The 13,000-nt window shown below is 60.7% G+C and carries 14 protein-coding genes and 1 pseudogene; 5 read left to right on the top strand and 10 right to left on the bottom strand.

From position 1 onward, the window contains the following. Positions 1-10: 10 nt before the first annotated feature. From tnpB to BUB53_RS19440, 4 genes are all read right to left on the bottom strand, one after another. Positions 11-358: an IS66 family insertion sequence element accessory protein TnpB gene (gene tnpB, locus BUB53_RS19455; RefSeq protein WP_073037294.1), complete on the bottom strand. Its 348-nt coding sequence runs from the start codon at positions 356-358 to the stop codon at positions 11-13. Beyond that, positions 355-735 (bottom strand): IS66-like element accessory protein TnpA, encoded by a 381-nt coding sequence (gene tnpA / locus BUB53_RS19450; RefSeq protein ID WP_143163288.1) that lies wholly within the window; start codon positions 733-735, stop codon positions 355-357. The genes tnpB and tnpA overlap by 4 nt, the downstream gene beginning before the upstream one ends. Before the next feature lie 199 nt (positions 736-934). Then, positions 935-3,163, bottom strand: coding sequence for a glycosyltransferase (locus BUB53_RS19445; RefSeq protein WP_073037292.1), 2,229 nt, complete (start codon positions 3,161-3,163; stop codon positions 935-937). After that, complete coding sequence (locus BUB53_RS19440) at positions 3,160-4,227, bottom strand: lysylphosphatidylglycerol synthase transmembrane domain-containing protein (protein ID WP_073037290.1); 1,068 nt, start codon at positions 4,225-4,227, stop codon at positions 3,160-3,162. Before BUB53_RS19440 ends, BUB53_RS19445 begins: the two co-directional genes overlap by 4 nt. 157 nt (positions 4,228-4,384) lie before the next feature. On the opposite strand from BUB53_RS19440, the gene BUB53_RS23075 reads away from it, so the two are divergent. The 3 genes from BUB53_RS23075 (at position 4,385) to BUB53_RS19430 (ending at position 6,121) form a co-directional block, all read left to right on the top strand. Next, on the top strand, positions 4,385-4,765 hold the full coding sequence (locus BUB53_RS23075; RefSeq protein WP_200797827.1) for a CorA family divalent cation transporter: 381 nt from the start codon (positions 4,385-4,387) through the stop codon (positions 4,763-4,765). Between the two features lie 23 nt (positions 4,766-4,788). Continuing rightward, positions 4,789-5,172 (top strand): CorA family divalent cation transporter, encoded by a 384-nt coding sequence (locus tag BUB53_RS23070; protein WP_327213561.1) that lies wholly within the window; start codon positions 4,789-4,791, stop codon positions 5,170-5,172. Between the two features lie 109 nt (positions 5,173-5,281). Next, positions 5,282-6,121 (top strand): undecaprenyl-diphosphate phosphatase, encoded by an 840-nt coding sequence (locus BUB53_RS19430; RefSeq protein WP_073037288.1) that lies wholly within the window; start codon positions 5,282-5,284, stop codon positions 6,119-6,121. Positions 6,122-6,171: 50 nt separating this feature from the next. On the opposite strand, the gene BUB53_RS19425 is transcribed toward BUB53_RS19430, so the two are convergent. Then, positions 6,172-6,792 (bottom strand): exopolysaccharide biosynthesis protein, encoded by a 621-nt coding sequence (locus tag BUB53_RS19425; protein ID WP_073037286.1) that lies wholly within the window; start codon positions 6,790-6,792, stop codon positions 6,172-6,174. A 193-nt stretch (positions 6,793-6,985) separates the two neighbouring features. On the opposite strand from BUB53_RS19425, the gene BUB53_RS19420 reads away from it, so the two are divergent. Next, positions 6,986-7,951 (top strand): calcium/sodium antiporter, encoded by a 966-nt coding sequence (locus BUB53_RS19420; RefSeq protein WP_073037285.1) that lies wholly within the window; start codon positions 6,986-6,988, stop codon positions 7,949-7,951. Positions 7,952-8,297: 346 nt separating this feature from the next. Here the strand turns inward: BUB53_RS19420 and BUB53_RS19415 are convergent, their stop codons facing one another. Then, on the bottom strand, positions 8,298-8,939 hold the full coding sequence (locus BUB53_RS19415; RefSeq protein WP_073037284.1) for a hypothetical protein: 642 nt from the start codon (positions 8,937-8,939) through the stop codon (positions 8,298-8,300). A gap of 412 nt (positions 8,940-9,351) precedes the next feature. Here BUB53_RS19415 and BUB53_RS19410 point away from each other — a divergent pair, with 412 nt between their 5' ends. Then, the gene (locus tag BUB53_RS19410; protein WP_229709601.1) at positions 9,352-10,788 is read left to right on the top strand and encodes an alkaline phosphatase D family protein; all 1,437 of its coding nucleotides are present in this window, start codon (positions 9,352-9,354) and stop codon (positions 10,786-10,788) included. Positions 10,789-11,079: 291 nt separating this feature from the next. Here the strand turns inward: BUB53_RS19410 and BUB53_RS19405 are convergent, their stop codons facing one another. From BUB53_RS19405 to BUB53_RS19390, 4 genes and pseudogenes are all read right to left on the bottom strand, one after another. Continuing rightward, positions 11,080-12,156 carry a TrbL/VirB6 family protein gene (locus BUB53_RS19405; RefSeq protein ID WP_073037283.1) on the bottom strand — a complete coding sequence of 359 codons (1,077 nt, stop codon included), beginning with the start codon at positions 12,154-12,156 and terminating at the stop codon, positions 11,080-11,082. A gap of 12 nt (positions 12,157-12,168) precedes the next feature. Beyond that, positions 12,169-12,438 (bottom strand): hypothetical protein, encoded by a 270-nt coding sequence (locus BUB53_RS19400; protein WP_229709600.1) that lies wholly within the window; start codon positions 12,436-12,438, stop codon positions 12,169-12,171. A 143-nt stretch (positions 12,439-12,581) separates the two neighbouring features. Further along, on the bottom strand, positions 12,582-12,773 hold the full coding sequence (locus tag BUB53_RS19395; RefSeq protein ID WP_073037280.1) for a DUF4177 domain-containing protein: 192 nt from the start codon (positions 12,771-12,773) through the stop codon (positions 12,582-12,584). Beyond that, positions 12,770-13,000 (bottom strand): annotated as a pseudogene (locus BUB53_RS19390) (type II secretion system protein E); the annotation flags it as partial. The pseudogene BUB53_RS19390 and the gene BUB53_RS19395, both read right to left, overlap by 4 nt.

The following is a 13,000-nucleotide window of genomic DNA, read 5'->3' as shown; positions in this document are numbered from 1 at the left end:
CGGCGCAAGATCACCCCACCCGCGCGGGCGGAGCGCCCCAATCTGGACGCCGCCAATCGATCCCCTCCCAGAGCATCGCAAGCTGCGCTGATGTCATCCGAATAGCTCCATCCTTGGCGCTCGGCCAAGGGAAGCGGCCCCGTTCGAGCACCTTGTAATAGAGGCAAAAGCCCTGCCCATCCCAGAACAGGAGCTTAATCCGGTCACCCCGGCGGCCTCGAAACGCAAACACCGCACCACTTGTTGGCTTTTGCCGCAAGACATCCTGAGTCAGTGCCGCCAATCCTGCGATCCCCTTCCTCATATCCGTGACGCCGCAGGCCAGATACACACGAACACCAGTGCCAGGCCCAATCATGCAGCTTCCACCGCACGGATCAGGGCTGTCAGGGTGGCCGGGGCGATCGTGCTTTCAAAATGCAAACTGCGCTCGCCACGCAGACGCACTTCAACCGCAATAGGTGGCGGTGCCTCAGCGACCGGAGTCTGCGCCACAGGCATTCCGGTCGACACCGGCAAATCCAACGGAAAGAACAGCGCCCCCGTATCCGGAGACCACAGGCCCTTTCTCTTGAGGACATGCCGCCATGCGTAAATCTGCTGCCGGGTCACCTCATGGCGCTGTGCCACCTGCGTCACCGTCGCCCCATCAATCCCAACCGATGCGACAATCTCCAGCTTGTCATCGTCGCGCCAAAAGCGCCGCCGCTCTACCCCGAGAATTTCTCCACGCATCGCAGACCCCGTATAATCCACGTCGTTAACGACGTCTTTATTGACGTGTCTTAGATCATTGCCCCTTGATCAGGCAGGCGGTGCCAATGGCGTGGTTACAGTCATGCTGCACGTTTGAAACTGTTAACGCACTCCCGAGAATAGGCGCCGAGCGCTGCGAGCGTTGATCCACCAGCTCCTAGCGCAAAGGTGATGCTGTTCAACTGGAACGCAGGGCCCCGTTTCTTTTGGACTTTGAGCGTGCACCAATCGCGGTCTGGTAAACCCGCGCGATGTCAGTCGAGAACCGTTCGACGGAGTGTTGCCGGGCCTCTTCCAATGCAGCCCGCGCCATCGCATGGCGCTCGGAGCGGTTCACGAGAAGCGCATGAACGACATCGGTCCAAACCTCGATATTCTCTTCGGTCAACACCCCGGTCCTTCGGTTCTGGACGAAGGCGTCCACGCCACTGGCATTCACGGCAACAACGGGCAATCCCGCCGCCATGGCCTCCAAGATGACCATGCCCTGGGTCTCTGATGTAGACGCAAAGACGAAGAGATCGCTTAGACCGAGATAGTCCGGGATATCATGCTCCGGGACAGACCCAACCAGGCTCACCTCCGAGGTCAGATCTTTGTCCCGGATGGTCCGGGTCAGATGCGCCCGCTCCTCGCCATCCCCAATCACAAGAAGACGAAAGGGGGGCGCGTGGCGGTCCTTGAGTTCCCGCATCGCCGCGATCAGGAAGTCGAGGTTCTTTTCCTTCGAAAGCCGCGACACGGTGACCAATATTTTCCGACCGTCCGGGTTGTGTCGGGACCGGAGCGCAGCAAGTTGGCAAGGTTCCTGTGGCAGGAATCGCTCGATCTCTACTCCTGTCGGGTGAACATGCACGGGCCGGTCCACCCCGATCAGCCGCACATAATCCCGCGTCACCGGCGTCGGAACGATGATCTCGTCACAGCTGTTCGCGAAGCGCCGCACGAGCCAGTGCGCGATCACGTTGCGAAAGAGGACACCAGGCAGGGGGATCGTATGCCCATACTGTTCCAGTCTCGTGTGGTAGGTGAAGATCGCCGGGACGTTCAGCCGACGCGCCATGCGATGCCCCAGAGAGCCGAGCCAGAATGGATGATGAAGATGGATCACGTCCGGCCCGAACTGCCGGACCACCTGCCACGTCCTAGGATGCAGCGGATTGGCAACACGGATAAGACCGCCTGCTTCAATCAGTGCCGGAACGCGCAACACTCCGGTCTCTTCGACGTGCTGGTCGTAGGCGGGAGCGACCACCAGCACCTCGTGTCCGAGCTTCTCCAAACCTTTTCTCAGGCGATCTACAGAGATCGCGACACCGCCGATGAAGGGCAGATAGGTATTGGTGAACATCACCACCTTGAGCGGGCGGCCAAGGTCGAGGGCGACATGGCTATCGTAATCGGGATAGTAGTGCCGTTCCCGGAACAGGCGGTTGTAGAGATACATACCGACGATGACGAAAGCCGAAAAGATGAGTAGGAAATTCAGCCAGCCGACGTAGAAGAGCGAGTACACGAAGAACCAGAGTCCCTCGAGCTGTCGCATGAGGGGGGTGGGCGCGGTATCGACCCGCATCATCTCAACACTGATGTTGCCCTCGCTGATCGACACTTCGAGGTAGTGGTAAAAGCTCGCATCGTCGTTGAGAACAAATCCGCCAGCTCCTCCGGTGACGACATGTCGGACCCCGCCAACGGTTTGATCGGAGAATGTCGCAGCCCCCGCCGAGACCACCATGTCGACGCCGAGCTCCGATAGCAGGGCAAGGAGCCGGTCACGGTTCGTACTTTCCGACCAGGCACCAACATCCGGTTCGAAAAGCGTCTCCTGCGCAGGGGGGACGAGAGGATGACCGACGAAGACCAGCACCGGTGTAGGGCTATCCGCCTGCAGGATGTCGCGGAGCCATCGCTCTTGCCAGTCTGTCGGCGTGCGCCCGGTGGCATCGAGAAACACGAGCCGTGCCTGCGGCAGGGCAAAGGAATAGAAGTGTGGCCCGAACCGCTGATAAAACCGAGCGCTTCCGAACTCCTCGTACTCGTTCTCCCCGAATGTCAGAAGATAAGGAATATCGAGATGCGACAGAGTCCCCAGGAGCGCCCGGTATTTGTCCTCACCGCCCCCGCTCACGAGATTGCCGGCCGAGACGACGAAATCCAGACCGGACGAGTTGACCCGAGGGATGATCTGCCGCTCAAGGACACCGATCGAGTTGTTGCCTTCTCCCACCACTGCAAACCTGAGCGGACGATCCGCCGCGACCTCCGCCTCGATCGCTTCAATCTGCCCGACAAGAAGAGCGCTGGCGTCCGGCGCCGATGCGTAGAGATAGACGCGGTATCCCGCGATTGTCAGTACGATTGCAAGGTTTGCATAGAAGAAGAGAGAGAGTAGGGCACGGTTCATCCTGGCTGCGCTTTCCGCCGAAGGACGAGGATCGAGACGATCGTTCCGATCGCCATGCCGAGATAAATGGTCAGGAACCGCCACGCGAAGATGACAAGCAGAAGATCATCGGGGGCCATGCGGCCTGCCATGAACCCGGCGAAGGCCAATTCCGCAAATCCAGCACCGCCCGGGGTCGGTGCGAAATACATCAGGAACGTCACCACCGACAACGTCCCGATGACCGTCAACCAATCCACGTCATAATCGAGAAGTTCCAACAAGAGCGCCGGAAAAGCGAAAAGCGTCAGTAGAAACACGAGCGTGCAAGCTACCGCCGCCAGGGCATAAAGACGCGATCCCCGGACGAAGCGTGCAAAACTTGCCGAGAATTCCGCCGTCTCGCGTTGCACCGCATTGGTCCAGCGGTCCCGTCTATCTGTGCCCAGGATACCCATGCGAGACGCAAGCGCGAGAAGTCGGCCGAGTAGGGTTGCGATCCAGTGTGGGCGGCGCAGGACAATCAGGAAGCCAACGAGATAGAGCACGATGAACCCTGACAGCGACTGCAGGGTGATCCTTGCAAATCCGTTCGGCGAAGATCCCGGGTGCAAAAATTGAAAGAGCGGGGCGACAAGGAAGATCGCCAGCATTGCGAGAATGGTCCGGATCGTCGTCGCCGCGGCCGAACTGCCGACGGGCACGCCATGCCGTTGCAGATACCAGACCTGCGCGAAACCACCGCCCGTCGCAAGGGGTGTCACATTCGAGAAAAGGATGTTGATGAACACAAGGGGGAAGATCTCACGAATTTTCACCCCGGCTCCGATCGTGCGCAGGACGAAGTAGAGCCTCAGCCCGTCAGACATAAAGTAGACCACCAGAAAACCGAGGATCAGGGCCAAAGCCTGCGGTTGGACCAACCTTGCGTCGAAACTTGGAAGTTCGCCTCCGAACATCGATGAGACCAAGACAAAGCCGGTCGCTGTCAGGCCGATGAACAAGGTCGCCGAAGCGAGCCAGGCCGATGGCTTGCCCCAGAGGGTCGCCTGGCCATTCTGGCGCTGTTGTTTCTCTTCCTGCACTGGATGCCCCTCGCATAGTGTTTCGGCAGATATCCCCGCTGGGAGCACAAAACAACAACGCGCCCTTGTAATTCTCCGATCTGACAGCTTATTGGCAATCAGAAACGGGGTGCGCGCGACACCTAAGCAGTCGCCGGACCGAGGGGAGGCGTAGCGCATGATTACAGCATATGTGCATGAGGGCGGCAGGCTCGTCCGGCACGAGGGGCTCACGAAACCCGACGTGACCGCTGTCTGGATAGATCTTCTCAGCCCAGTAGGCGATGAGGAAGCCCAGATCGAGTCGCTGCTCGGCATCGACGTGCCGACCAAAGAGGAGATGGAGGAGATCGAGGTTTCCTCGCGTCTCTACACCGAGGGCGGCGCGTCCTTCATGACGGCGATCTTGCCGGCCAATGCCGATGGCGACGACGTCGACATGCAACCCGTCACGTTTGTTCTCACACCCACCCATCTGATCACCGTGCGCTACCACGAGCCGCAAGCTTTCCGGACCTTCAGACCATCATCGAGTCGATCGGCCGCAAGGGAGACCTGACTTCCAACGTCCGCGACAGCCTCGTGACCCTGGAACGGCTGGCCGGGTATCTCGGGCAGGCGACGCTGCAGCAGAAAAGCGGCAAGGACACGCACGAACGGATCAAGACGCTGTCGCGCGACATCCGTTCGCTCTCCGACCATTCCGGGTTCATGTCGCAGAAGGTCACCTTCCTGCTCGACGCCACGCTCGGCATGATCAACATCGAGCAGAACGCGATCATCAAGATCTTCTCGGTGGCGGCCGTCGTCTTCCTGCCGCCGACCCTGATCGCCTCGATCTACGGCATGAACTTCGAGCACATGCCCGAGTTGGAATGGCTGGTCGGTTATCCCTTCGCCATCGGCCTGATGATTCTGTCAGCGGTGCTGCCCTATCTGTTCTTCAAGCGGAAAGGCTGGCTGTGAGCGGACGGAAGGCGGAAGGCCAACAATTCAGGTCCGTAAGCGGACCTACGCAGACCTCGTGGGTCGAGACCGCCAAAATCGCGGCTGAAGAGTGTGACGGGTCTGATTAATGTCAGACTTTCAGGGCGGCACGCCACTTCTTCACCTCATCGTGCTCGCGGTCGTGCAGGGCATCACGGAGTTCCTGCCGATCAGTTCCTCGGCGCATCTGATCCTCGTGCCGGTCTTCACCGGCTGGGCGGATCAGGGGCTTTCGCTGGACGTGGCCATGCACATCGGCACGCTGGTTGCGGTGGTTCTCTATTTCCGGCGCGACGTGGCGATGCTGCTGACAGGCGCGGTAGACGTTGCCCGCCGCCGGTCCACGCCCGCAGCCCGGCTTACCCTTCAGATCATCGCGGCGACACTGCCGGTCGTCGTGGCAGGGTTTCTACTCAAGGACCGGATCGAAAGCGACTGGCGCAGCCCCGTCCTGATCATGGTCACGACGGCGGCGTTCGGTGTGCTGCTGTGGACCGCCGACCGTCGCGCTGACCGCGCCGAGGGCACCATCGACGGGTTGACCTGGCGCGACGTGGCTCTGATCGGGGCGGCACAGGCGCTGGCGCTGGTGCCTGGCGTCAGCCGTTCCGGCATCACGATGACGGTCGCCCTGCTGTTGGGGCAGCGCCGTCCCGAGGCGGCGCGCTTCTCGTTGCTCCTGTCAATCCCGACCACCGCGGCGGCAGGGTTTCTCGGGGCGATGGACCTTGTCGGCACGCAGGACGCCGCGCTGCGGACGGACGCGCTGATCGCCGGTGGACTTGCCTTCCTGAGCGCGCTCGCAGCGATCGCCGGACTGATGGCCTGGCTCCGCAGGGCAAGCTTCACGCCCTTCGTCATCTATCGCCTCGTGCTGGCGGGGGTATTGGCTGCCATGCTGGCACTCGGCTGGCTACCGGCCGCTTGATCTTCCCGTCAGGTTGGCACCCGACTTCCGGCGTGGAGCTCGTCCCAAAGTCAGTTGATCATCGCATCAGCGCCGATGCCAAGCGATATCAGGATCGTCGCCGTCAACAGGACAGACGCAGCGCCGAAGGCGAGACCGAAGGTCGCGACCAGCCCGTCGCGCTCGACCAGACCAACGCCGAAGATGAAGAGCGAGATCGCCGGAAACCAGCCGCTCAGGGGCACCGGCAGGAAAAGCGCGAAGGCGATGATGAACAGGAACAGACCCAGCGGGCGTTCGTGTCGGGGCGCGAAAAGAGCGGCGTGGCGCGGGGTCAGGATGCGTTCGAGGCGTCGGGTCACCGGCCTGAGGCGCAAGACCGTGCGTCGCAACTTGTCCGGATCAAGCCGCAGACGCGCGAGGGGTCCGGGAAGCCTCACATGCGGATGGCCCAACATCATCTGGCCTGTGGTCACAAGAAGCGGGAGGGCGGTGATCAAGGATGATCCGGGCGGGAGGGGAAGCAGCGTCAGCAGCGAGAACACCACGATCGCCCACCCGAAGGATGCCTCGCCGAGCGCGGACAGCAGGTTTCCAAGGGTCAATGTTCCGGCCCTGTGCTGGTTTCGGGATGTTCGCAGGATGGGCAACGACAACGAGGGTCTTCGTCTCTGTCCATCCCCTCGTTGCATCCGTTCCCCGTTCACAGCGTGTAGGGGATATCGGATGGAAGACCGATTATTACAATCGCAAGTCCCGGAAATCGGTTGAATTTTCCAAAACCGAGGCAGAATTTAGGGCCTGCGGTTCCTTTTTTGCCTGAGCCACACTAGATCGTGAATACGCGCGAGCGTTCACTGCAGAAACTTTCGGAAAAGAATAAAAATGCTTCATGATCTCCTTCTCGTGGCCGCGGGCCTTGTTCTTCTGTTTGTTGGCGGCGAAGGGCTCGTGCGCGGCTCGGTTGCGATCGCCGAGCGCCTCGGCATCTCGAAGCTTCTGATCGGTCTTGTCATTGTTGGCTTCGGGACATCGACGCCAGAGCTGCTCGTCTCGTTGAACGCAGCGCTCGACGGCACGCCGGAGATCGCACTTGGAAACGTCATTGGCTCCAACATCGCCAATGTCCTGCTAATCGTCGGCGTGGCGGCTGTCATCGCGCCGATAGTCAGCTGGGATCGGACAGCAGTGCGCGAGGCGCTGGTGGCAACCCTCGTCTCGCTGGCGGCGTTCGCGCTGGTTCAGGGCGAAGTGATCACCCGTATCGAGGGCATCGCGATGCTCGTCGTTCTCGCGGGTTATCTGTTCTCCAGTTACTGGCTGGAGAAACGGGACCGCGAAGCCAGGACGTTCCAGCACGAGGCCGAGGAATTCGAGGACATTCCGCTGACGCGGCCTTGGCTTGCGCCCGTTCTGGCCCTGGGCGGTATCGCGGCGCTGGTCTTCGGCGCGGACATGCTGGTCGAGGGGGCGGTGAACATCGCGCGCGACTTCGGCGTGCCCGATGCCGTGATCGGCCTGTCTCTGGTAGCCATCGGCACCTCGTTGCCCGAGCTTGCCACAGCCATCGTCGCCGCGATCCGGCGGCATTCAGACGTGGTGCTGGGCAACGTCATCGGCTCGAACATCTTCAACATCCTCGCGATTCTCGGCGTGACGGTGGTGATCCAGCCCATCGAGGTCAGCGCGCGGTTCCGCGAGATCGACACGCCGGTGATGCTGGGCGCGGCCTTGCTGCTGCTTGCGCTGTTGTTTGCGGCAAAGTCGATCGGCAGGCTATGGGGCGGTCTGATGCTGGCCGCCTACGCCAGCTACATGGTGTTCCTGTTCTTGACTGGCATGGCGACATAACGTTCCGATGAGTCGGACACACCTGCTAAGTCGCGAAACCAGCAACCACCAGCCCGAATATCAAAAGCGAAAGGCCGCCGAAATAAATCACAGCGGCCTGTTTGAGAGTCAGGCCGGCGGTCGTTTTTAGGTCGTTCAAAGAATGGCTGTCCGCGCGCGACCTCGAGGTTTCAATTTTCAGAGTCTTTGGCATTCTGCCCGATCAGCTCTTCAAACTATACCGTACCTATATTTGTCGCCCACGGCTGTTTCTATAGTTCGAGCGTGCGGTGCTCGGTACGATGACCGCCCCTGGCTGCTGCCAGGGGCGGTCTGGATTCAAGCAAGAAGTTGATTGGCCAACGTGTCAGCCCGAGAGCGTTGTGACCGCTTCCGCCTCGATGTCTTCGTCACCGTACAAGTCGAACGTGTCGAACTCACCGGAGACCACGACACGCTCGCCGACCTCGATCTGCTCGGCACCCTCGCTATCCAGCGGGTTGTAGGCCATCTGGTCCGCGTCGATCACATATTCGCCGACCCCAGTGTCGAGGGTGAAAGTCTCACCGTCAACCGATGCAACCTCACCGGTCAGCGAAATCCAGTCGCCGCCATCCCAGTAGTCATTGGCGGCATAGCTGTAATAGCCGTCTTCCTCATCGGCGGAGCTGGCGTAGAAAAATTCGTTGAGGTTGTCGACGTAGACAGAACTCGCCTCGAGCGTCTTGTTGTCGACGAAATCAGTGTCGATCATGCCGGAGACCGTCACCTGATCCCCCGCAATGAGCAGGTTCTCGTCATAGCTGTCGAAGTCGTCCATTTCGATGGTCAGCTCGTTTGCGCCATAGTCCAGCGTGAAGCGATCGGCCGATATGGACGCGACGCTGCCCGTCAGACTGATCCATTCGCCGTTGTTCGCGGTGGCGACCTCGGACCCCTGCGCGACAGCGGCAGAACCGAATGCGGTGGCAATTGCGGTGGTGATCGTAAGGATATGCAGATGTTTCATCTTGCTTCTCCTTTCGTCTCGTATGTTTTTCGCCCGCCAGTTCGACGAGCTAAGGCTTGCAAGGGAAAACGCATTCTTGCCGGGGCCCGCGCCCCGCTGTTTGCCCTCAGCCACGATAGACCTGTGAATCCCGGAAACAGGTTTCAACCCCGTCTTGCTACGATCGCCGTCTTCTCTGCGCGAGCAGGGTACACCGAGAAATTCGCAAAAATCATGTTAGGGTCACAACATGCGCAACAGCGCTGTCGCGACATCCGCCAAGTCGGCGAGCCGAGCCAGAAGGTGTTCCGGTGCGAGTTCTGACGGGAATGCAACGCTCGAAATCTGCATCACGCAATGCTGGTCTGCCGAAACATTGGTGAACGTTCCCCTTTGCAGAATTGCTCTATTGAGGAGACTGAATTAGCTGGTGATGATGCGTACACAACTAGCCCCCACCGTCGGACCCATCCTGTTTCTGGACGATATCGAAGATGGGCAGCTTCGCTTGTCAGCGCTTTTCATCGTCGCACAGGGCGAGAGTGTGCCACCGGTCGATGCGCCGGGTGGCCCAGCTACCCCTATATCGCTGGCACACTACGACCGCGCGACCGTCTGGCGAGCGCGGTTCACGCTGCCGGCCGACCGCCCGTCGGAATACCGCTGGAACGGCACGACCTACGCGGTCGCGGGCGACCTGACCGGCGATCTGCGTCTGGCGTATGTGTCCTGCAACGGCGAGGAAGTGGGGGACATGGACCGCGAAGGGTCCGAGCGGAATGCCATGTGGGAAAGACTTAGGAGCGAACACCAACGTCGGCCCTTCGCGCTGATGCTGCACGGCGGCGATCAGGTCTATGCCGATGAGGTGACCGAGGGGCACGAGCTCAGCCATGACTGGCCGGAGCGTATCCCGCACGATCCGTCGCGCGCAGCGCTGGACGATCTGCGCCATTACCTGCGCGAAAGGTTCCTGGAACGCTATGCCGCCCTTTACGCCGCGCCACAGTTCGCCTGGCTTTGCGCCCGTGTGCCGTCACTCATGCAATGGGACGATCACGACATCTGCGACGGTTGGGGCTCGCTCCGACGGTCCCGCACCTATTCCCCGGTGGGGCAGACGCTCTTCGCTGTCGCACGCGAAAGCTTTCTGGTGTTTCAGCAGGCGACAACTGATGACGATCTGCCGACGCGCTTCGCCGATCCCGAAGGACAGCATCTGGGTTGGGCAGTCCATGGTCCTGGCCTCCGAATCCTTGCCCCCGACCTCCGCTCCGAGCGCACACGCCGCCAGATCATGGGCCCAGGCGGCTGGGCAATGATGGAGGCGGAGGCGCAGCACGAGGTCGAGGGCCACACCCTGCTGATGTCGAGCGTGCCACTCCTCGGCCCTCGCCTGTCGCTCTTGGAAGCGCTCATGGTGGTGATTCCGCGGATGCAGAAATACGAGGACGACTTGCGCGACCAATGGCAGAGCCGTGCTCATCGCGACGAATGGCGCCGGATGCTTCAACTGGTCCGCAACCTTGCGCGGCGGGACGGCCACGACATCACGGCGGTCTCGGGCGAAATCCACCTGGCGACACGCGCGGTCATGGACCTCGGCGGCGGCCTGCACCTGAACCAGCTTGTTGCCTCCGGAATCGCCCATCGCGCGCCGCCCAAGGGCTGGGCACGATTTTTGGGAGCCTTATCGTGGTTGGGCGAAGACCCGTTGCCCGAGCACCCGATCCGCGTGGAGCGCCTTCCCGGGCAGCCCGGCAGATACATCGCCGAGCGGAATTATCTGGTTCTCGATCGGACTGCCGGGAACTGGACAGCCCTGTGGGATCTGGAAGCGAGCGGCATGACGGAGGCGCTGCACCTGTAGTAACCTACTGAATTCGAATTGTTATTCTTGCCTTTGACCGAACTCAGCCGGGCTAGCGGACCCGGAGAACGTTGGAGCTCAGTCCCGTTCCCTTCAGCATCTACTGGAGAACGAATGCTGGCTCTGGAATGGAGGAACGGTCAGACAGTCCTACGAAATCAGGGCTGCAACCAGTGAGGATGCGCAAATCGTGTGCAATTCGAACTGAAAGATCGCAAAGCGTAATGAACCAAACCTTGGCGCAAGAGCAGCGAAATAGTTGTTTCTCCCCCGTTGCGGCCATCAGACCAGTCACCGCCGCCCAAGCCGCCCTAGTCTCGCCAGCTGCGCCAGCATCTGCGACCCTGTCCCTGGCGACCCTGTGCCGCCTGCGGAACCCGTCTGCCCCATGCCTTGCCTTACTGGCATCTGCTGTACCCCGAAGAACTGTCGCGCCCTAAGGGCGGCAAATTCCGCACCACTTGCGCCACCGATTAAGTAGCGGTTGTAGGCTTGCTGGCTGCCCATGGCGGCGCGGGCGAAGCTGTAGCCGCCGCCGAGACCTCCGGAGAGTGCGGGCATCATGATGTTGCCGGAGATCGCGCGCACGATGAAGGGTGTAGCGATGATGAAGCCCTTGGCCATGAGGACCATCATGAAGAAGGGGATGAGCGCGCCGATGTTGGAAGCCCCTTCCGGGTCGCCAAGCTCGCCTATCAGAGCGGAGGAAACGCCGGTAATCGTCGCGAATACGCCGGCCACGACGATGGGGTAGAGCGCGAAGGAAACCAGTGCCGACAGCCAGCGTGCGAAGTAATCTTTAGTCACCTCGAAGAGGGTGAGGAAGATCATCACCGGCGCGATCCCGATTAGAAGTGCGATCATCAGGCGGGATGCCACGAGGATGAAGGCGGCCAGCCCGCCGAGTATCGAGAGCAAGAGCACCCCGACAATGTCGAGCATGGCGCCGGCCATCCAGTTCAGCTCTGAACCTGCGGCGTTCAGATAGTCCCCTAGTTCCGCGATCAATCGGTCGAATTCTTCTGCAAAGGTGCCAGAAGGGCCAGGAGTTCCACCACCGACCGAAGCCACGAGCGCCCCCGCAATGCTGTCGATCCCGGCCAGGATGGCGGAGGAGAGGGCGTTGAACTGCACCCAGTTGGTTGCAAATATCCCGATGAGCCCGATCTTGACCGCGAGCCAAAAGGCCGTGCGGCCGTCCATCGCCTTGTACTGGTAGATCATGTTCAGGAAGACGAGGATCACCACGAGCGTTGTTCCCAGTACCAGAAGTGTGCCCACCGTTGCCGCAACCGATCCGAACTGGGTTTCGGCGGCGGTGTCGAGATAGCCCTGGGAGGTTTCAACGAAGTAGGTGACGACGCTCATCGGGGGTCAGCCTCACCAGTTGTCCGCGGCTTCACAGATGGCTTTGGCGGCAGGGCGGGCGGCGTTGGCACGGCGGTTGTAGCCGTCAGAGGCTTGCAGCATTTCCCATCGTTCGGCGCTTTCGTGGTATTCACTGAAGATAGCCTCGGCCTCATTCCATGAGGGGAAGCGGGTTTCGCATGCGCATTCACCTGTCTCAACGATGCGTTCAAGGTTCTCCGCGCGGTAGATGTCCTGCACCAGAACGCGCTGATAGGCTTGGCGCAATGGTATGTTTTGCATCCATTCGGGCTCCGAAGGTCTGTTTGGGCAAACATCAAAACTGCGCTCAAGGCTCGGGACCAAGTTGCGCTCGGCTGAGGAGGGTGACCCCGCCAGCAACAAAGCCAGAGTGACGATAGTGATATCGGTCCCGCAACGTATCATCAGACCGTGCCACCAGCTGTCGTTTCCCGCTTCAGGAAGACCGTGTGTCCCACATTCGCGAATTCCGAGGAGCTGATCGACACGACCTCCCAGCCTTCTGCACCTTTGGCATTCAGGCTGGCCTGCATGTCAGCGAGGCTGGTCTTACGGGTCATGGGGAAACTGAGGATTTCATACTCAAAGGTCTTCATTGGGAAGCTCCGATCTGGTCTGCGCCGGGGAGGTAGAATTCGGTGATGCCGCGCCTGCCGTCATGACGCCCGGCCTGGATGATCACGTCGATGGAGTTCTCGATGTACTGGATCATGTCAGCATAGGTCATGGGGATCTCGGTCTTGAGTGCGGCGATGGCCAGACGCTGCACGGCAAGTTGCGGGGTTTCTGCGTGCAGCGTGGTCATTGAGCCGCCATGGCCAGT

Origin of the sequence: Roseovarius pacificus (genome assembly GCF_900142665.1) — a bacterium.
GTDB lineage: Bacteria > Pseudomonadota > Alphaproteobacteria > Rhodobacterales > Rhodobacteraceae > Roseovarius > Roseovarius pacificus.
Note: the sequence above shows the minus strand (reverse complement) of the source record. Positions and strands in the feature narration are given on the sequence as shown.

Excerpts from the sequence above, each read along its gene's own strand:
- tnpB (WP_073037294.1), bottom strand. The coding sequence starts at position 358 with ATGATTGGGCCTGGCACTGGTGTTCGTGTGTATCTGGCCTGCGGCGTC.
- tnpA (WP_143163288.1), bottom strand. The coding sequence starts at position 735 with ATGCGTGGAGAAATTCTCGGGGTAGAGCGGCGGCGCTTTTGGCGCGAC.
- BUB53_RS19445 (WP_073037292.1), bottom strand. The coding sequence starts at position 3,163 with ATGAACCGTGCCCTACTCTCTCTCTTCTTCTATGCAAACCTTGCAATC.
- BUB53_RS23075 (WP_200797827.1), top strand. The coding sequence starts at position 4,385 with ATGATTACAGCATATGTGCATGAGGGCGGCAGGCTCGTCCGGCACGAG.
- BUB53_RS19430 (WP_073037288.1), top strand. The coding sequence starts at position 5,282 with ATGTCAGACTTTCAGGGCGGCACGCCACTTCTTCACCTCATCGTGCTC.
- BUB53_RS19425 (WP_073037286.1), bottom strand. The coding sequence starts at position 6,792 with ATGCAACGAGGGGATGGACAGAGACGAAGACCCTCGTTGTCGTTGCCC.
- BUB53_RS19420 (WP_073037285.1), top strand. The coding sequence starts at position 6,986 with ATGCTTCATGATCTCCTTCTCGTGGCCGCGGGCCTTGTTCTTCTGTTT.
- BUB53_RS19415 (WP_073037284.1), bottom strand. The coding sequence starts at position 8,939 with ATGAAACATCTGCATATCCTTACGATCACCACCGCAATTGCCACCGCA.
- BUB53_RS19410 (WP_229709601.1), top strand. The coding sequence starts at position 9,352 with ATGATGCGTACACAACTAGCCCCCACCGTCGGACCCATCCTGTTTCTG.
- BUB53_RS19405 (WP_073037283.1), bottom strand. The coding sequence starts at position 12,156 with ATGAGCGTCGTCACCTACTTCGTTGAAACCTCCCAGGGCTATCTCGAC.
- BUB53_RS19400 (WP_229709600.1), bottom strand. The coding sequence starts at position 12,438 with ATGCAAAACATACCATTGCGCCAAGCCTATCAGCGCGTTCTGGTGCAG.
- BUB53_RS19395 (WP_073037280.1), bottom strand. The coding sequence starts at position 12,773 with ATGAAGACCTTTGAGTATGAAATCCTCAGTTTCCCCATGACCCGTAAG.